Here is an 18920-nt window from a genome sequence, read left to right as displayed (position 1 = left end):
TAATAGTTTTTGTGATTGGATTAATGGTATTATTTTTTTACACGATTCTTATTTTGCCAGTTAATAATTGTTGCATTAAGCCTTTTTTCTGTAATTGTAAAGCTTTTAATTTTTCTTGATACTGTTTCAGTTCTTGGTGTGCGGTGTTTAAAATTTCTGCAATTGAATGTTGTTCTTGCAAAGAAGGAACTGAAATTTCTAACTTCAACAAATCTTTTTTGCTTAAAACCCTATTACGTCCAGCGCCTCCAGGCGAAATGTTATCCAACATTTGCTTGAAGAATGGTTGCAAAATAATATGTCTAAAAAATTCAACAGAAACTGTTTTTTGATCAATTACATAGGTTGGAAAACGATGGGAAACCAAACCACCTTCATCTTCCTTGCTGATAATGGCAACAGCGTGTTCCCACGCAAAAGTGATATTTACAATGAAATCATTTTCTTTCACTTCGTATAGTTTATCCATTGATATCGCCTTCGGGTCGGAATCTGGTTTATGAAAAATTCCTTTCCCGTGGCTTCTAATACCTAATGCAAGATAATTTTCAGTTGGCTTTTCAATTTCTCTTGGTGTAAATGTCAAGAATTTACTTAATGATATTTTTCTAGAATTTTTGTTAACTAACTTACCTCTCAACAACGAAAACGCCAACGCCTTATTTCTTACTTCTAATTTTTTTATTAAAAGTTGAACTTCTTGTATAGCTTTGTCCCAAGTAGAAAGGATTTCGGCAATTTTTTGTTGCTCGGGAAGTGGAGGGAGTGGAAATGGATAGTCATTTAATTTATCAATTTCAACTCCAGTTTGTCCACCTGATCTTTGAGATAACCCTTCCAAATATTTTCTTAATTCAGGTCTTGAAATAAAATAGTATGTGAACTTTCTATCAGCAATGCTTAAATCAGGTATTGCTTTCATAAGAGCCACATTATATGCTCCTTCTAATCCAGTAAAAATTTGAAAAATTGGAGGTCCATACCTTCCTATTATTATATCATCTTTTTTACAAAATTTCTTTGCTAGTACTTTTGGGATATAAGTAATGTATTTATCTGTTCTATAATCTCTTGTTTGAATTAATCTTATATAACCTTCTTTATGTTCATAAATGAAATTCTTTAGTGAAGGCTGATTTCCTCCTTCAATTTTCACCACTTCCCCAAATTTCTTCACTTTCCAATCTGTGGGAATAAGACCGATCGATGTTTGTTTGTATTTTCGATTATTTTGCTGCATCTAATTTTTCCTTAAGTTTGGTAATGATGTCTCTGATATCATCTATAAAATACTTTATCAAAGTCATAAAATATTCAGAAGTCTCCTGCGGGGCTCTATTTTCTCCATATACTAATTCAAAAAGCTGATGTTTATTAATTAGAAATTTGAGCTCATCAATTACATAACCTAAATTTCTTTCCGCATCTGCTCTCTCTTTTTTATTTTTACCTTTTTCCGAGTAGAATTTATGAGTATGAGCTTCAGAATTTAGTTGTTCCAATTTTCGTATTAAAAGTTCAATTTCATTTTTTTCCATATTTACTGTTTTTTTATTTGTTTTTTTATCTCATTATCAAAGTCCGAAATATAAGTTCGGTCTTGTATGGGGACATATTTGGCATATTCTGTTTCAGCTAATTTCTTGGCTACTGCTGCAGAAATTTTCCCCGCATCGGTAAGAATATGATATTCATTAAATCCTAAAAAAGCATCTAGTTTACTGATCCAATCTTCCATTTTCATAGGTATTTGACGAGATGCTTGGTTTTCTGCATAATCCAGATACATACTCACAATACGTTCTAATGACTTTAATTCTTCTTCATTCAGATAGTTCTTGGCAACCGACACATCTGTTTTGATGATTTTTCCTTTGGGAGCAGCTTTCCACGTTTGTAAGCCCATATTGGGTAATGCCGCGTTAGCTCTTGTACTAATGAGTTCAGCAGCGGTATGACCAGTAATTGCCCAATGCAATTTGTTTTGTACCGTTTTATAAAAAGTTTGCGTCATAGGTGCATTTGCATCATAATCAATACTGGCTTCGGCATAGAGATCGGTAATTTTTTGATAAAATCTACGTTCAGAAGCACGAATGGAACGAATACGTTCTAATAATTCATCAAAATAATCTTTCCCAAAATTTTGACCTTGCTTCAAACGTTCATCATCCATCACAAATCCTTTTACAATGAATTCTTTTAAAGTATTGGTTGCCCAAATACGGAATTGTGTTGCATTATAACTATTTACACGATAACCCACTGCAATAATGGCATCTAGATTATAGAAATCAACTTCTCGAGAAACCTCTCTTGCACCTTCGGTTTGAACTATTCGAATTTTTCGAATAGTTGAATTTTCATTCAATTCCCCTGATTTAAAAACTTCTTTCAAGTGGTAGTTGATGGTATTTACTTCTACATCAAAAAGCTCCGCTAACTTCTTCTGTGTAAGCCAAAAAGTTTCCTCCTCAAAGCGTATCTCAATTTTAACATTTCCCTGAGGTGTTGTATATAAGATAATTTCAGACTCTTTCATAAACAAAAATTAAATAAGGTTTAATTCTTTAAGATACTGTTCCATTTTCGCTTCGGTTTCGGCTAATTGTTTTTTCAGATCCACAATTTCGGTATGTACTTCTTTTATGTCCACCTGTTCTTCTTCCTCAAAAGTGTCGATATAACGAGGGATATTCAGATTGTACTCATTATCCTGAATATCTTTTAGGGTAGCACGATAGGAAAATTTCTCCGTCAAAACTTCTCCGCTTTCTGTATCTAAAGCAGGTAAAGACTGGTATTTTTTAAATTCTGCCACTATTTTTTCGATGTGAGCATCTGCCATTTTATTTTGGTTTTTCCCCGACTCGAACTCTGCACTGGCATCTATAAACAAGACATTAGTATTATTGCCTTTTGCTTTATTGAATATAAGAATAGCCGCAGGAATTCCTGTTCCAAAGAACAAATTGGCAGGCAATCCAACCACAGCTTCCAAAAGGTTTTCGTCAATGAGTTGCTGGCGGATTTTACCTTCGCTACTTCCTCTAAATAATACACCGTGCGGAACAATAACCCCTACTTTTCCTTTATCTTCAAAAGTAGTTTCTATCATATGGCTAATGAATGCGTAATCTCCTTTAGATTTAGGAGGAACACCTCTGTGAAAGCGGTTAAATTCATCTGTTGAAGCTTGCTCTGCCCCCCATTTATCTAAAGAAAAAGGAGGATTAGCCACTACTATATCGAACTTCATTAGTGTATCTTTTTCTTTTAGTTGAGGATTGTTCAAGGTGTCTCCCCACGCAATTTCAGCATTGTCTTCTTCGTGCAAAAACATATTCATACGAGCTAAAGCCCAAGTAGAACCATTATTTTCCTGTCCGTACAACGCATAATTTTTACCTTCGATTTCTTTTGCCACTTTAATGAGCAAAGAACCAGAACCACAAGCAGGATCGCAAATACGGTCACCAGATTGAGGATTTATCAATTTAGCCAATAATGTACTGACTTCTGAAGGAGTATAAAATTCACCAGCTTTTTTTCCTGCTTCGCCCGCAAACATCGAAATCAAATATTCATAACTGTCGCCAATCACATCATTATTTGCCAAATGCGAAGGCTCCAAATTAAGTTCTGATAAATCTGTTAAAAGATTTTTCAAGATTTGGTTACGTTGTTTAGTTGGACCAAAAGCTGTTTCCGAATTGAATGAAATACTACGAAAAACCATTGCCAGTTTTGAGCGGTTTTCGTCTTCCAATTTCGTTAAAGCAATGTCTATCAGTTCACCAATGTTACTTTCGTTTCGGTTTTCAAATAAAAAATCGAAAGAACTTTGTTCAGGTAAAAAGAAACGCTCCCGTTTTAATTGGCGTTTTACCATATCTTCGTTGCCATCGTACTTTATTCTTAATTCATTGGCTTTCTCTTTCCATACATCCGATAAATATTTAACGAAAAGCAAGGTTAAAATATAATCTTTATAAGAGCCACTTCCCATTACAGGTCTTAGAGAATCACAAGCTTTCCAAACGATTCTATTAATATCTTGTTGTGTTAGTTTTGTTTCCATATTATTTGCTAAAATTATTAATGAGTTGACTGAACAGCACTTGTTTTTTTTCTTTCAACTGTTCAAGAATTTCTATTTCTTTTTTATGAATTTTATACATATCTACAATTTTTTTCTGCATTTCCATCGAAGGAACAAAAATTTCAAAATCCAACAACTCTTTCTTTCGAATAGATGGAATGGAACTTCCTGCACTTACTTGATTAAAATAACTGATACTTTTGGAGTGGTTTAAAATACACGTCACATAATCTGGTAAAACCACCGTTGAATCTACTTTTATAATATAGAAAATAGAAGAAGCCACAGCGTCTCCCATCTCTTTATCGTATTTAAAAGCAAAAAACTTCATTCCTTTGCTTACAAAAAGAATTTCATCCTGTCTAAGAAGGATATTTTCTGAAATTTCATCAGCATTTACATAAGAATCTACATTATTCAGATACATTCCATTGTCTGAAAAGTTTTTCACTTGCAGATAAGGGATCCCCTTTTTATTAGACGCTTTTACATATTGCCCGAAACTTAAAGCACAAATGTTTTGCAACTTTGTTTTGGTAATTTTAATCATTGTAGAATTTTTCAAATATCATTTTGCAAATATAGAATTATATTTCTGAATTCACAAAATAATTTTTTGTAGAATTTTTCAAAAAACACATTTTTCAAAAATCTATTCTAAATAATTTATGATAAATAATGAAAGAAAAATTAATATTAAGAACAATTACCTTCTTGGTTTTATAGTTTTTTGAATATTCTCTATTTCTTGTGATTGTCTATTATTATTCCCACCACCCAACAAATTTAAAAGGTAAGCTGTTTTGTTTGAATCCTTAAAAAACTCCTCAAAAGCAGAAACAGGAATTTGATTTTCTTTTGAAGTTTTTTCCAATATCTCAATAATTTTATCTTTTCGTTCAGCATCGTTTAACCTGTGAAGATTCGGGATTTTTATACTTTCTTGCAAAATGGCTTTTTTAAGTGTATTTTCTACTGAATCCAGATATTTTTTCTTTTCAACAGCAAAAACTTTTTCATTCGTCAGTAGAACGGAGTTTTTGCTTTTGAAAAAGAAAACTTCTTTTTTTAGACTTTCAATTTTGGTATTGAGTTCTGCAATTTGTTTCTCTTTGGATTCCAGTTCTGTTTTGTTTTTAAGAAGTTGAATATTATTCGTTTTGATTGCCTTTTTATAGTTTTCAATGGTTTTATCTGTTTTTATTTTTTGAAAACCTAGAAAATCGGATTCTTTTACAATTAAATCTTCCGCTTTTTTAGATTCCAATTCTTGTTGCAATTGGCTGTATCGTTCCTCCAAAATTTTCAAATCTTCTTCCTTTTTCTTGATTTTAAATTCAACTGCTTCTAATCTTGCTAACGAACCTGAAATTCCTCTTTCCATTTCCAAACATTCCGCCGCTAAATCCTGCATTTTAGAATAGTGAAAAGATTGATGCTTTAGCGTTTTTCCAGTTTCCAAATCTTGCCAATCTGCAACTAAATGAGCGTGATAATTCGGTTTCCATTCTTTGGTGTCTTTATCATAATGACCTTCATCTTTATGTATGGCAATCTGAAAAATTCGGATTTTAAGTTCTTCTTCTAGTCTTTTTGACAAATTGTGCAAATCCTGCATCGTCGTATTTTCTTTAATCACAACCACAGCTTCCCGAACTGGCATTGCATTTTTCTGTAATTTTCTTCCTGATTTTTCTTTGCAAAAAGCTTCTATTTTTAACAGTCGATCCGCAATCTTTTGTTCCATCCAATATTCATTTTTGTGAGTTAAATCTTTGCGGATGTAATCAAAAGATTTCTTTCTGAAATTATGAATTTCGGAATCAGATTTTACTACTTTAAAATTGATGGAAGTTTTCATTTTTATTTAAATTTGATGTATTAAACCTGTAACTTTTTTATTCAGGGTAACTAACAACTTGTATCTATTTTATACAGGGTAACTGATACCCTTGCTTTATTTTAAAAGGTTCTGGAGAATTAAACCTTGTACTATTTTTTACAGGTTAAAGCCTCGCAGAGCGAAGAAGAAACTTTGTTGGGAGAGCATCGACCTTCAAAGTTGCGAATGAGCTCCTAACTTCTGCGTGTAGTTGGTAAAAAATATCCGCACGCATAATCAGCGTTTTCTTTTGTAAGTTTGATGGGCTTGATTGATTTCGTTTTCCTCCTGTTCTTGTTTTGGGTTCAATTCTATCCGCTGTTGTTTTTCGATTTTTGTATTGTTTCTGAAAACGAAGTATTCATTCAAATCTTTATGAATAGCATAAATTTCAGAATGATCTTTTGCTTCGGGAAATGATTTCAGAATTTCATTTTTGCAAATTTCTCCTGGTTTGTCATTGTCTAAAAACAAATGGATTTCGGAATAGTTTTGTAAATATTCTTTGGTTCTATTCAACAATGAAATAGAATTCATCACCAACAAATTGCCATTGAAAAATGGTTTCATTTCAACAAAAGACAAAGCATCTATAAATCCTTCAAAAACGACTATTCTTTTTCCTGTTTCATTTTGATTGTGGCTTTCATTATTAAGTTTAATAGCAGAAATATCTTTCTTCAATAAAGAACCTTTGTAAAATGGATTTCTCAGTTCCCAACCTCCAGAAAGATTTTCAAAACCGATAGCATAAAAATTTTTATCTCCAATTTTGAATTGCACTTCTTTAATTAATGAGTAAACTACTTGCGAAAGTCCTCTTTGATGTAGATAATCTTTCAGATTTTCATTTTGGAGTTCTTTAATTTCTGTGATTTGATAGTTTTGTTTTAAGCTATTTTGTTTTTGAATACTATTTTGCTGGTGAAAAGAAGAAAAGTTTTGATTTTCCGCCCATTCTAAAACCACTTTTACGGAAGCTTTCAAATATTTTTGCATAAAATCGGTATTGTTTCCACCGATGCCTTCGGAATGGAGATACCAAATGTTGTTTCTTTTATCCAATTTAAAAGAGGCTTGGTTTTCTGTGGAAAAAGGATTGAGAAACCAAGCTTCTTTTTCATTTTGTTTTGTGGGAAGGTGTCCGAGAATTTGGAGGACTTCTTCCAACTTTATGATGTTGAATTGTTTGCAGTTCATAGGTGTAAAATGTTAGGGTTTAATTTTTGAAATATTTTGATGAAACGATGAGAAAACGGTATAACAATTTGATTATTAGAAAAATACACACTCATCAAAGTCTCATCATCTCATCAAACTTCAAATTTTTTGCTCATCAGTCTCTCATCAAAAATCAAGGTTTTAAAATTTGATGAGGGTTTTGATGAGATATAAATTATTGATTTTGTTTTTATTATCAATTAATTCATCATTTCATCAAATTTTTGAAGAATAAAATCTTTTTTTATCGTGAAGTAGCGTCCTGTTTTATTCGATTGATAAAAACTTCCACTATAATCAATATCATATTTTATGTAAGCCAAAGAGTTATTTTGTGGTTCTAGTTTCCAGCTTTCTTTAAGGAGTTTTCTGATGTCGTTTACAGTCCAATAATGGTTTCTGAACATTCTTCCGAGCATATTGAAAATATCTTGCGGAATGAATTGGATTTCTTTTTCTTCGGTACTCTCAAAAAACTCGTACAAAAGCTCAATGATTTTTGATTCAAGTTTGTTATTATTCTTCCATACTAACTTCTGTAAAGCCTTTGTTCTTATCTCGGAATCAGTAAACCACATTCGGGTTTGTTTCTGGCTAAAGAACGATCTTTGAATCAGATAGCGAAGGAAATAGGGAATTTCTTTAATTAGGTTTTGCAGGAATTCAGTATTCTCTGTTTTTATAGATTTAACTTTGATAATCCAAAACCGAATTTCTTCTTCATCAATCTGAATAAAATTATCTTCATTGTTGGAACAAAGAATGAATTTTCCAAAAAATTCAACTTCCTCACGATCTTTTCCTTTCGCTTCTTTCTTGTCTTTATCGGTTGTGGAAAGGTATTTTAATCGTTCTGTGATTTCTTTTTTATCAAAAAACACTTCATCAATAGCTACAATGAGCATTGAAGCCCAATCCGAATTGAATTGACTGCTGAATGAATCTCCTTTAATGTAGGTCATATTCAACCCGAAAATGGATTTGAGCCATTTGATAAAAGTGGATTTTCCCGTAGAACGCTCTTTGCTTACCAAACATAAAATCGGAAGCATTTGGGTAGGTTTTTCAAGCAAGATTTTGATATAATCTAAACCCAACTCAAGCTGTTCTCCGAAAATATGTCCCATAAAGTTCAGGGAAAACTGAATTTTTTCTTTGAGAGCATCTGAATTTAGGCTTTCTTCAATTGGTTGATAAGGAATTTCATTGTATATATTGTAAAATCCTTCAATTATTTTTTCATAATTCAGATGATTGGGAATACAGCAAAAACCGTCATATTTCGGAACTTGTGAAACATAAGTTTTTCCGTAGTCGCTGATAATGGTTTCCCGATTCCAACGAACCAGTATGGAAATTTTATCGCCTGAAATTAAGGGTTTTTCTATGGTTTTGTAGTAGGTGGTTCCTACTCTTAGGTAAAGAATTTTTTCGCTCATTTTTTTGGATTTTAATTCCGTGGGAATACGGAAGGTTAGGGAATGGTGTTTTGGATAAACAAATGAAAAATGTTTATCTTTTGTACTTCAATGATTTTACTTCATTTAAAGCATTCATCAAATCCAAGTGATTGATACGATAAAATCTGCCTATTTTTTCGGCTTTGATATTCCCTTTGAGAACGTGGGAGCGAACCGTTTGATAATCTAACTTCAAAATTTCTGATGCCTCTTTAAAGGAATAAAATTTCTTTTTTAGTTCAATTTCGGGTTCTTTTTTTATGGAATAGATAAGTTCTTTTAACTCTTCTAATCCGTCCATAATGGGTTGAAATGGATTGACTGTTTGCATATATTTATTTTAAAATTCTATGCAAATATTCCTCGTTTATGTGTTTAATCTATAAATTATAGTAAATTCAGTAAAATTTAATACTTTATCATAAATTCTTTTGATAAGTCATCAAATAGTTTTTTCTCCTCGTCTTTGGTTGGGTAGGGTGTAGCACTAGAAAAAGAAGAAGGAGATATTTCGAAATTAAAATCGTCTTTCAAAAATTTTACTATGTCAATATTTTTGACTTTTTTTATAATACCATTTTTTTTGAGAAAAGTTAAGATGCCCGCAAAAAAGATAATCGGGATGTCTATTTTGTTATTTTCATTCAAGTAAGAATTATTCTTCATTATTGAAATGAATTTATTATAGTTTTCCTTATTTGCAAAGATTGATTGGAATGTTTTTTTAGGCTTTTTATTCTCATTTATAATGAAATAATAAAAAAGCGTTTCTTGTGCACCTTTTAAAAAATTTTCTTCTAAAACTACAGTGTTGGCAGCAGATAATAAGCTTTTGGATTCTTTAGCATACTTTTTTAAACAATACTTTATTTTATCTTCGAAAGTATGTTCATTGGAATTTTCCAGCGCTTTAAAGTGTGTGGCAAAAAAATTTTCAATGTTATTATATTCTATTTGAGCTTCAAATTTCTCCAGCTCATTTAACTTTACATTAGCAGCTTTTTCTCTAATAGCATTAATAATATCATAAAGCAATTCTTTTATATTTTTTCCTTTAATAATTCGACTGACAATAAAAGGTATTGCTATAATTTCTGCACCAGGATTGTATTTGAGATATAAATTGTTTTGTTTCATTATTTAAAAACTTCATTCATATAATTAACTTTATCTTCTTCGCTCGGGCGGTAATAATTATTGAAAACCTCCAAACTTCTATGTCCAGTATAAGACATAATTACCTTATCTGGAACTCGTTTATTTTTCATTATTGTAATAAAACTTCTTCTAGCGGTATGGCTGGATATTCTTTCCCAAAACTCAGATTTTTTATCTATCAATTCATCGCCATATCTCATTGTCTTTTTTATTTCATCCGTAAACGCCATTTTCTGAAAAACTTCCTTTATAAATTTGTTCATTTTTTGATTGGAAATACTTGGAAGTGCATAATCATACTTTTCTAAAATCGCTCGTGAGATACTGTTCAATGGAATTGAGAGATTTTTAGTTTTGCTTTTCAAATCGACTACACGAATAAAATCTCCTTGAATATCTTCTTTTGAAATACTACTGTAATTTCCAAAACGCATCCCTGTAACACAACCCAAAACAAATAAATCTCTTACTCTTTCTAATCGTTTATTTTTGGTGAAATCGTAATTGTAAATCTCTTCCACTTGCTGATAGTTTAATGCAATTTCGTCTGTCCTGAATTTTGATGGCTTTTTGAAATTGAGAAAACTATTATTGTATGTATATTTCTTTTCAAAAGACCATCCTAAAAAGGTTTTTAACAATCCAACATTACGATGAACAGTATTTGCCGAATGCTTCTTTTCTTCAATACAGTATTTAAGAAATTTGTTATAAAGTTTTTCATCAAAATTTCCGAGGGTAATTTTAACTTTATAATCTTTTTGGAAATCTTCAAGCAAAGTCTTGTTACATTTATACCTTTTTAGTGTCGAAATAGAAATAGAATTTCCTGTATAATCGTTTTCTTTTTCATTTAAAAAATCCTGATAAACTCTAAAAAAATCACTTTTTACAGTTACCTTTTTAAAATGTTCATCAAATCTCTGTTTAATTACGTCCGTGGTCAGTTCTTCATTAATATTCTTATAACGATTAACTATCTCAGTGAAAAAACCACTATATCTATCTAATTGCTTTTTAATACTTCTGTGATTTTCTGCTTTTTGAGTTCTTCCATTCAAATCATTTGGCTGTCTATTTTCAAAATCCCATTCAGATGGTTTTATTTTTTCTCCAGTAGAGTAGATGAAATTCTTATTTTCATTCCCAAAATAAGAGCGGAAATAAATAAGAGTTTCCTTTTCGCTATTAGGTTCTTTGAGTTTAAATGTTGAATTCATTAGGTGCTAAAATAGGTGCTAATATTTATATAATTAAGCATAAAAACAATGTATTTTTATTTATACAAATATATATAAAATATTGGTAAATAGCATATTTATATAAAATTAGATATAATGAATTTAATAAGGTTCATTTCCCTCCAACTCCACAAAAGAGATTGTTTTCAGCAATCTCTTTTTTCTTTTCAAATATTAAAGAGTTTTAGTTTTATTGTCCGCCGCCTTCATCCTCCTGCTCTTTCGGTATTCCCAAGGTGAAACTGCATTCTTATCCATCCACAAACCAAGCTTTTTTGCTTTGGCGGTATCCTGTAACTTTTGCAGATCAATATTCTTAGAGGCTTTAAAATACCACCATCCGAAACCTGCCTTTATGATTTCTTCGGAAAGATATTTATTATGATCATAAAAAATTTTGGCAACAGTTCTTTTGTATCGGTCTTTTGCGGTTCTGTAAAATGTAACTGTTTTGCCAAATACAGCATCACTGGTAAATTGCTTGGCATTTTTTCCAAACGCCTGACCTTTTTCGGGACAATCGACTTCCGCAAGCCTTAACGTTTCCTGAATATTGTCCGATAATAAAACGACAACAGTATCACCATCTTTCACCTTAATTACTTTTCCTTCCGTCTGTGAAAAAATAAATACTGAAAATAAAAGAAACTGGATAAAAAGGATTTTTCTCATGAAAACAAAGAATATATAAAATAAAAAGAAGCTGCAAAAGTATAAATAATAAAGCTCTGATATAAAAAATACCATTTAAAATGCTTAATCAGACGGATTCTGTATTCAGGATAAAAAATGATGAATGATAAAGTTAAATAAGATAATGAAATGTTAAAATATAAATCCCTGAAAACGAAAACAATAAACCCACAAATTACAAAATACTCTTCTGTAAACCACAAAAAAGACTAAAAAAATGTTTTATCGTAAAGAATTTTATATATTTGCACCATCTAACAATTAAAAAAAAATTTACTATGTCAGACATTGCATCAAGAGTAAAAGCTATCATCGCTGATAAGCTTGACGTTGAAGAAACAGAAGTAACTCCAGAAGCTAGCTTCACAAACGATTTAGGAGCTGATTCTTTGGATACAGTTGAACTTATCATGGAATTTGAAAAAGAATTCAATATTCAAATCCCTGATGATCAAGCAGAAAAAATTACTACTGTAGGACACGCTATCGCTTATATCGAAGAAGTAGTAAATAAATAATATTCTTCAACAAATAAGAAAATTAAACAAAGTTTATGGAATTAAAAAGAGTAGTTGTAACCGGTTTTGGAGCAATAACACCAATTGGAAATAATGCAAAAGAATACTGGGAAAATCTTGTGAAAGGTGAGAGCGGTGCTGCTCCTATTACTCTTTTTGATGCCACAAACTTTAAAACTAAGTTCGCTTGCGAAGTTAAAAATTTCAATCCATTAGACCATTTCGACAAGAAAGAGGCTAAAAAAATGGATAGAAATACACAACTTGGGCTTGTTGCTGCAAGAGAAGCAGTAACCCACTCAAGAATTATTGAAGATAACGTAGACAAAAACAGAGTCGGAGTAATCTGGGGTTCAGGAATCGGAGGTTTAGAGACTTTTGAGACTGAAGTTTTAGGATGGGCAAATACGGAAATTCCGAGATTCAACCCATTCTTTATTCCTAAAATGATTGCAGACATCACTCCGGGACATATATCTATAGAGTATGGTTTCCATGGTCCGAATTACACTACTGTTTCTGCATGTGCGTCTTCAGCAAACGCTTTAATTGATTCCAAAATGCTGATCCAGCTTGGAAAAGCAGACGTTATTGTGTGTGGAGGCTCAGAAGCAGCCGTTACAGCAAGTGGTGTCGGTGGTTTCAATGCAATGATGGCACTTTCTACAAGAAATGATGATCCGAAAACGGCTTCAAGACCTTTCGACAAAGACAGAGACGGATTTGTTCTTGGTGAAGGAGCAGGATGTATCATTCTTGAAGAATATGAGCACGCCGTAAAACGTGGAGCTACAATTTACGCAGAATTAAAAGGCGGCGGTCTGAGTGCAGATGCACATCACATGACAGCACCTCATCCTGAAGGTTTAGGCGCTTATCTCGTAATGAAGAACTGTCTGGAAGATGCAGGATTAACTGCTGATGAAGTAGATCACATCAATATGCATGGTACATCTACTCCATTAGGAGACATTGCAGAATCTAATGCCATTTCAAAATTATTGGGAGAGCACGCTTTCGATATTCAGATTAATTCTACAAAATCAATGACCGGCCACCTTTTGGGTGCTGCAGGAGTTATTGAAGCTATTGCTGCGTTGGGAACTATTATTCATGGTATTGTTCCTCCTACCATCAACCATTTTACTGATGATGAAAATATCGATAGCAGACTGAATTTCACATTCAACGAAGCTGCTAAGAAAGATGTAAAAGTAGCCATGAGTAATACTTTTGGGTTTGGTGGGCACAATGCCTGCGTTCTATTTAAGAAAATCTAAATCTACTGAATGGAGTTACAGAAATACTTTTCTAAATTCCTTCTCAAAAAAAGAAAAAGACAACTAACGGAGAGAGATTATTTTCTCATTACTGAACTCAGCAAAATGCTTGGAACTGAGGTACAAAATGTTGCCCTCTACCGCGAAGCTTTTTCTTTAAAAAATTCTTCTAAAAACAAAGACAGCAATTACGAAAGGCTGGAATTTTTAGGAGATTCTGTTTTGGGTACAATTATTTCTTGTCATTTGTTTCATACCTATCCTCAAGCCAATGAAGGATATCTGACGCAGATGAAATCTAAGATTGTTAATAGGAAGAATCTTAATAAATTAGGAGAAGATTTAAAACTTACCAGTCTTCTGCAGAAACAAAACTCTGTGGTGGCTTTAGGTGAAAACATCTCCGGAAATTTATTTGAAGCTTTAATAGGTGCTGTTTATCTCGACTTCCAGTATGAAACCTGTAAAAAGATCATTCTGGAAAGATTACTTACGCCTACAGAAATTAACAAACTAGAAAATAAAATTGTAAGCTACAAAGGTCTTCTGCTGGAATGGAGCCAGAAGAAGAAACTGAATATAAAGTACGAAACTTGCGAAGAAATTCAGGTAAATAAATCGATTGTTTTCCGATGTCATGTTTGGCTGGGAGAAGAAAAAATCGCGAATGCCACAGAAACTTCCAAGAAGAAAGCCGAAGAAAAGGCAGCACAAAGAGCATTTTATATTTTAAACAAAAAAGAAAATATACTTGGAAATCCAAAGACTTTATGATATAGATGATATTGAATTTGAAGATATTACCATCGGATTGGTAAGATTAGCAAAGAATATACCCGATCATGAGTTTTTCTATAAAGTAAATCAAAACAACGATCTTACATTCAAAAGGATTGAAGATGTTATTCTTCACGGATCTTATTATGATTACTTTTTTCCAAGATTTGAGGCTTACCATAAATTTACAAAGACTTGTTTTACCTTCATTTCGAACAGATCTGCAGAAAGTAAACAAAAAAAATTACAGACTGAACTCTTCTCGGAAGAAGAAAACATTAAATTTTTATTAAATAATCAGGTAGAAGTGCAATATATTTTGCACAGTTCGGAACAGTTTCCTGATTTTTCCGTAATTTTGCTCCCTGAAAATCTTGTGTTTCCGATTCAAGATTATACATTAGGTTCTGAGGAAGAACTTTATCAAATTATCCAGTATTATGAATAAGTATTTAAAGAAGACAAAAATTATTGCAACGCTTGGTCCGGCTTCATCGTCGAAGGAAGTAATGTTAGGGTTAATGAAAGCAGGTGTTGATATTTTCAGAATCAATTTTTCACACGCTGATTACGACTTAGTTCGTTCAAATATCGAAATCATCAGAGAACTTAATAAAGAATACGGTTTCTCGGTTGGTATTTTAGGAGATTTACAGGGTCCTAAACTAAGAGTAGGCGTTGTAAAAGAAGGTTCTTACCTTAATCCGGGAGATATCCTTACTTTCACCAATGAAAAAATTGAGGGAGATTCTACAAAAGTGTACATGACGTACCAACAGTTTCCACAGGATGTAAAAGTTGGAGAAAGAATTCTTATTGATGATGGTAAACTCGTTTTGGAAGTTACCGAAACCAATGAATTAGACACTGTAAAAGCGAAAACCATTCAAGGGGGACCGTTAAGTTCTAAAAAAGGGGTAAACCTTCCCAATACGAATGTTTCTCTTCCTGCTTTAACGGAAAAGGACATTCAGGATGCCAATTTCATGCTGGATCAGGAAGTAGACTGGATCGCACTTTCATTCGTTCGTCATGCACAGGATATTATCGATCTTAAAGAATTGATTTCTAAACATCCGAACGGAAAATTCAAAACGCCGATTATTGCGAAAATTGAGAAGCCGGAAGGTGTAAAAAATATAGAAGAAATTTTACTGGAATGCGACGGTTTAATGGTTGCACGTGGAGATTTAGGAGTGGAAGTTCCGATGGAAGAAGTTCCTGCCATCCAGAAAACGCTGGTTGAAAAAGCAAGATTCTATTCCAAGCCGGTAATTATCGCTACCCAGATGATGGAAACGATGATTAACAGTTTAACCCCAACAAGAGCGGAAGTAAATGACGTTGCAAACTCTGTATTGGATGGAGCAGATGCCGTAATGCTTTCAGGAGAAACTTCTGTAGGAAGGTATCCGGTTCAGGTAGTGGAAAATATGGCTAAAATTGTGAAAAACATTGAAACTACTCATTTTTACCAGCACAAAAACGAGCCTATCGAAAAAGATTTCAACTGTATTGATGATCGATTTATTACCAACAGAGTTTGTCTTGCTGCTGTAAGAATCGCAAAAACAACCAATGTTTCTGCAATTGTTACGCTGACAAGTTCAGGCTATACAGCGTTCCAGTTGGCAGCTCACAGACCGAATTCTCATATTATTGTTTACAGTGGAAACAAGAGAGTAATTACTATGCTGAATCTTCTTTGGGGAGTTCACGCCTATTATTACGATATGAAGAAATCTACTGATGAAACGATTATCCAAGTGAATATGTTAACCCATAACTATGGCTACATCGAGTCGGGAGACTTTGTCATCAACATCAATGCAACTCCATCTTACGAAGGCGGAAAAACAAATACCTTAAGATTAACGACAGTTTAATTAATACAAAACTGTTAATTATAAAACAAAAAACTCACGAAACTTATTCGTGAGTTTTTTTATTTTTCAGAGCCAAAAGCGGAAAGAATAAATATTGAAAGCGCATTAAGCAATACTTTTATAAACTTCCATCTCCCCTCTTCCAACTTCCTTATTTACTCATAATTTCCTACAACAGTTCTTGCCGTTACAAATTCGCGTAAAGCCAATAAAGACAGCTCTGTCCCATATCCTGAAGCTTTTGATCCTCCGAATGGAAAACGCGGATCAGAACTTGTCATTCTGTTGATATTAACGGTTCCCGATTCAAGATTTTCTATGAAGAATAGTTGTCGTGACTGATCTTTTGTCCATACGGAATTTGAAAGTCCAAAAGGAATATCATTCGCCATTTTTAAAGCTTCTTCGTCATTTTTAGCAATCATCACCATTCCTAAAGGTCCGAAAAGCTCTTCCTGCAGAATAGGATTTCCTTCCTGCACACGAATTAGACCGGGTTTGAATTCATTTTCAGAAATTCTTTCCAAAGGAAGAATGATTTCAGCTCCGTGTTCCAGTGCTTTCTGAAACTGCTTTTCCAGTTCATCTGCAAGATCCGGTCTCGCCATTCCGGCAATTTTGGTTTCTTTATCCATCGGATCTCCAACTTCATATGTTTTATATTCTTCAATAAATTTAGGAAGAAAAGCCTCTTCAATTTTTTCATCAATGATGAATCTTTTCGCCGCGGTACAGGTTTGTCCGCAATTCTGAAGTCTTGATTTTACCCCCGCTTTTGCCGCTTCATCCAGATCTCCGTCGTCCAGTACAATAAAAGCATCACTTCCGCCAAGTTCAAGTAAAGATTTTTTGATATTTAATCCTGCAATAGAAGCTACTTCTCCTCCGGCTTTTCCACTTCCTGTAAGACTGACTCCTTTTACCGCATCATATTCGAGAATTCCTTTTACTTCTTTATGACTTACCTCAAGATTCTGGAAAATTCCTTCCGGAAATCCGGCTTCCAAAAGTACTTCTTCGATAGCATTTCCGCTTCCGAAACAAATTGAAGCATGTTTTAGCACAACGGTATTTCCGGCTAAAATGGCAGGAACGGCAAATCTCAAGACCTGCCAGAAAGGGAAATTCCATGGCATTACTCCTAAAATTACCCCTTTTGGAACATAATGAACTTCAGAATAAGAAAATTCGGACTCGATTTTCTCTGGTTTTAAAATATTTTCAGCATCTGCATAATAATTCATCATTAAAGCACATTTTTCAACCTCAGCAATAGACTCTGAAATAGGTTTGTTCATTTCCTGAGTAATGATCGTTCCAAATTTTTCAGAATTGTTTTTTAAGATTACCGCTGCTTTAGCAATGAGTTTCTGTCTGTCTTCGAATGGTACTTTTCTCCATTCTGAAAATGCCTTATCTGCTTTGATAAGTTTATTTTCAATTAATTGTTCCATACTATAATTTCTGTTTTTAAATTCAGTCTGTACCGAATTTAATTAATGCTTTTCTTCAAGCATCTTGGAAGCAACAAATCCTGTTCCTTCGGGTTATATAAAATAATGATTTTTTCTATCGGAATATTGTTAATTTTTATGTTAAATCATAAACCACTCATTCATAAGTGTTGCGGCTAATCTTGCAGTTCTGTCCTGTATGTCAAACTGAGGATTTACCTCCGCGACGTCGAGTGCCAAAAGTTTTTCACTTTTCAGAATATGTCTGTAAAAATGCATGAATGCGGCATCAGCAAAAATTCCGTTATAGGCGGAAGCGGAAACTCCGGGAGCAATGGAAGCGTTGAAAACATCCATACAAATCGTAAGATACAGATAATCTACACTGTCGAGCAGATCATTAATTCTTTGGTAAACGGAAGGTAAATTTTCAAAGAAAAGTTCATCGGCAAGAATATATTTCATTCCGTACTGATGAGCGGTATCAAATAATTTCAAAGTATTTGAATTTCTCTGAATTCCGATATGCAGCGAATGAATTTCGCCTTCCTGAGCAATTTGCCAGAATCCGGTTCCGGAACTCGCTCCTACTCCATTTTCAGGCTGTCTGTTATCAAAATGAGCATCAATATTAATGATTCCTATCTTCTGTTCGGGATAAGCTGTTTTTAAGCCTAAATAATGTGCATAAGTCACTTCATGACCTCCGCCTAAAACTACAGATCTCCCTCCTTTCAGCAACACTTTGGAAACATTTTTGGCAAGACTGTTTTGCGTATTCTCTAAATTCCCGTCTTCACAGGTAATATTTCCAAAATCCAGCAAAGAAAAATCAGGACGGATTACAGGAAAATTCGACATATTTTTACGGATAATATCCGGAGCATCTTTTGCGCCCTGTCTTCCCTTATTCCGTCTAACGCCTTCATCTACAGCAAATCCATGTAAAACGAAATCTTTAGGTGAAACAAGATCATAATTATTTTCTTCTTTTACCCTCTGAAATATTCTGTGGAAAAGAAGTTCTTCTCCGTCTAATCTTCCCTGCCAAATATTATTCATACTAATTTATGTTTTGTGATTTTGTTATTCTTTATACCTATAAATACTTATGAGGAATTTAATGATAAAATATATTATTAAAATAAATACAATTAACCAAATTATTAAAATCGCTGCATTTAAAATATTATTGGAATTGCTTTCTATTTTCTCAGTAAAAATTGCAAAGACGCCAACAAAAGACAG

General features: G+C 33.0%; 19 protein-coding genes. 5 read left to right on the top strand and 14 right to left on the bottom strand.

Annotated features, from left to right (window positions below; translation table 11 throughout):
• Positions 1 to 37: 37 nt before the first annotated feature.
• From B0E34_RS11735 to B0E34_RS11680, 12 genes are all read right to left on the bottom strand, one after another.
• The gene (locus B0E34_RS11735) at positions 38 to 1240 is read right to left on the bottom strand and encodes a restriction endonuclease subunit S (protein WP_087709665.1); all 1203 of its coding nucleotides are present in this window, start codon (positions 1238 to 1240) and stop codon (positions 38 to 40) included.
• Positions 1227 to 1538, bottom strand: coding sequence for a hypothetical protein (locus B0E34_RS11730; protein WP_087709663.1), 312 nt, complete (start codon positions 1536 to 1538; stop codon positions 1227 to 1229). Before B0E34_RS11730 ends, B0E34_RS11735 begins: the two co-directional genes overlap by 14 nt.
• A 2-nt stretch (positions 1539 to 1540) precedes the next feature.
• On the bottom strand, positions 1541 to 2542 hold the full coding sequence (locus tag B0E34_RS11725) for a virulence RhuM family protein (protein WP_087709661.1): 1002 nt from the start codon (positions 2540 to 2542) through the stop codon (positions 1541 to 1543).
• Between the two features lie 9 nt (positions 2543 to 2551).
• Positions 2552 to 4081, bottom strand: coding sequence for a type I restriction-modification system subunit M (locus B0E34_RS11720; RefSeq protein WP_087709659.1), 1530 nt, complete (start codon positions 4079 to 4081; stop codon positions 2552 to 2554).
• A gap of 1 nt (position 4082) precedes the next feature.
• Complete coding sequence (locus B0E34_RS11715) at positions 4083 to 4652, bottom strand: restriction endonuclease subunit S (RefSeq protein ID WP_087709657.1); 570 nt, start codon at positions 4650 to 4652, stop codon at positions 4083 to 4085.
• A 156-nt stretch (positions 4653 to 4808) separates the two neighbouring features.
• The gene (locus B0E34_RS11710; RefSeq protein WP_123956614.1) at positions 4809 to 5849 is read right to left on the bottom strand and encodes a hypothetical protein; all 1041 of its coding nucleotides are present in this window, start codon (positions 5847 to 5849) and stop codon (positions 4809 to 4811) included.
• A gap of 372 nt (positions 5850 to 6221) precedes the next feature.
• Positions 6222 to 6983, bottom strand: a complete 762-nt coding sequence (locus tag B0E34_RS11705; RefSeq protein WP_165762978.1) for a DUF8464 domain-containing protein — start codon at positions 6981 to 6983, stop codon at positions 6222 to 6224.
• A gap of 422 nt (positions 6984 to 7405) precedes the next feature.
• Positions 7406 to 8644, bottom strand: coding sequence for a primase-helicase family protein (locus B0E34_RS11700; protein ID WP_087709651.1), 1239 nt, complete (start codon positions 8642 to 8644; stop codon positions 7406 to 7408).
• A 73-nt stretch (positions 8645 to 8717) separates the two neighbouring features.
• Positions 8718 to 8996 (bottom strand): helix-turn-helix domain-containing protein, encoded by a 279-nt coding sequence (locus tag B0E34_RS11695; RefSeq protein WP_087709649.1) that lies wholly within the window; start codon positions 8994 to 8996, stop codon positions 8718 to 8720.
• A gap of 77 nt (positions 8997 to 9073) precedes the next feature.
• On the bottom strand, positions 9074 to 9802 hold the full coding sequence (locus B0E34_RS11690) for a hypothetical protein (RefSeq protein ID WP_087709647.1): 729 nt from the start codon (positions 9800 to 9802) through the stop codon (positions 9074 to 9076).
• On the bottom strand, positions 9802 to 11043 hold the full coding sequence (locus B0E34_RS11685) for a tyrosine-type recombinase/integrase (RefSeq protein ID WP_087709645.1): 1242 nt from the start codon (positions 11041 to 11043) through the stop codon (positions 9802 to 9804). Before B0E34_RS11685 ends, B0E34_RS11690 begins: the two co-directional genes overlap by 1 nt.
• A gap of 195 nt (positions 11044 to 11238) precedes the next feature.
• On the bottom strand, positions 11239 to 11736 hold the full coding sequence (locus B0E34_RS11680) for a thermonuclease family protein (RefSeq protein WP_087709643.1): 498 nt from the start codon (positions 11734 to 11736) through the stop codon (positions 11239 to 11241).
• Positions 11737 to 12035: 299 nt separating this feature from the next.
• Here B0E34_RS11680 and B0E34_RS11670 point away from each other — a divergent pair, with 299 nt between their 5' ends.
• The 5 genes from B0E34_RS11670 to pyk are packed head-to-tail and all read left to right on the top strand — an operon-like array spanning position 12036 to position 16218.
• Entirely contained in the window at positions 12036 to 12275 is a 240-nt protein-coding gene (locus B0E34_RS11670) for an acyl carrier protein (protein WP_002976354.1), read from the top strand.
• A gap of 35 nt (positions 12276 to 12310) precedes the next feature.
• Positions 12311 to 13555: a beta-ketoacyl-ACP synthase II gene (fabF, locus tag B0E34_RS11665; RefSeq protein ID WP_076390692.1), complete on the top strand. Its 1245-nt coding sequence runs from the start codon at positions 12311 to 12313 to the stop codon at positions 13553 to 13555.
• A gap of 9 nt (positions 13556 to 13564) precedes the next feature.
• On the top strand, positions 13565 to 14329 hold the full coding sequence (rnc, locus tag B0E34_RS11660; protein WP_087709639.1) for a ribonuclease III: 765 nt from the start codon (positions 13565 to 13567) through the stop codon (positions 14327 to 14329).
• Positions 14307 to 14780, top strand: a complete 474-nt coding sequence (locus tag B0E34_RS11655) for an IPExxxVDY family protein (RefSeq protein WP_076390690.1) — start codon at positions 14307 to 14309, stop codon at positions 14778 to 14780. Before rnc ends, B0E34_RS11655 begins: the two co-directional genes overlap by 23 nt.
• Complete coding sequence (gene pyk / locus B0E34_RS11650; RefSeq protein ID WP_087709637.1) at positions 14773 to 16218, top strand: pyruvate kinase; 1446 nt, start codon at positions 14773 to 14775, stop codon at positions 16216 to 16218. The genes B0E34_RS11655 and pyk overlap by 8 nt, the downstream gene beginning before the upstream one ends.
• 155 nt (positions 16219 to 16373) lie before the next feature.
• Here the strand turns inward: pyk and B0E34_RS11645 are convergent, their stop codons facing one another.
• Both B0E34_RS11645 and hutG read right to left on the bottom strand, forming a co-directional pair.
• Positions 16374 to 17672 carry an aldehyde dehydrogenase family protein gene (locus B0E34_RS11645; RefSeq protein WP_087709635.1) on the bottom strand — a complete coding sequence of 433 codons (1299 nt, stop codon included), beginning with the start codon at positions 17670 to 17672 and terminating at the stop codon, positions 16374 to 16376.
• Between the two features lie 141 nt (positions 17673 to 17813).
• Entirely contained in the window at positions 17814 to 18734 is a 921-nt protein-coding gene (gene hutG, locus B0E34_RS11640; RefSeq protein ID WP_087709633.1) for a formimidoylglutamase, read from the bottom strand.
• Between the last annotated feature and the right edge of the window lie 186 nt (positions 18735 to 18920).

Source organism: Chryseobacterium mucoviscidosis (assembly GCF_002177115.1).
GTDB classification, from domain to species: domain Bacteria; phylum Bacteroidota; class Bacteroidia; order Flavobacteriales; family Weeksellaceae; genus Chryseobacterium; species Chryseobacterium mucoviscidosis.
Note: the sequence above shows the minus strand (reverse complement) of the source record. Positions and strands in the feature narration are given on the sequence as shown.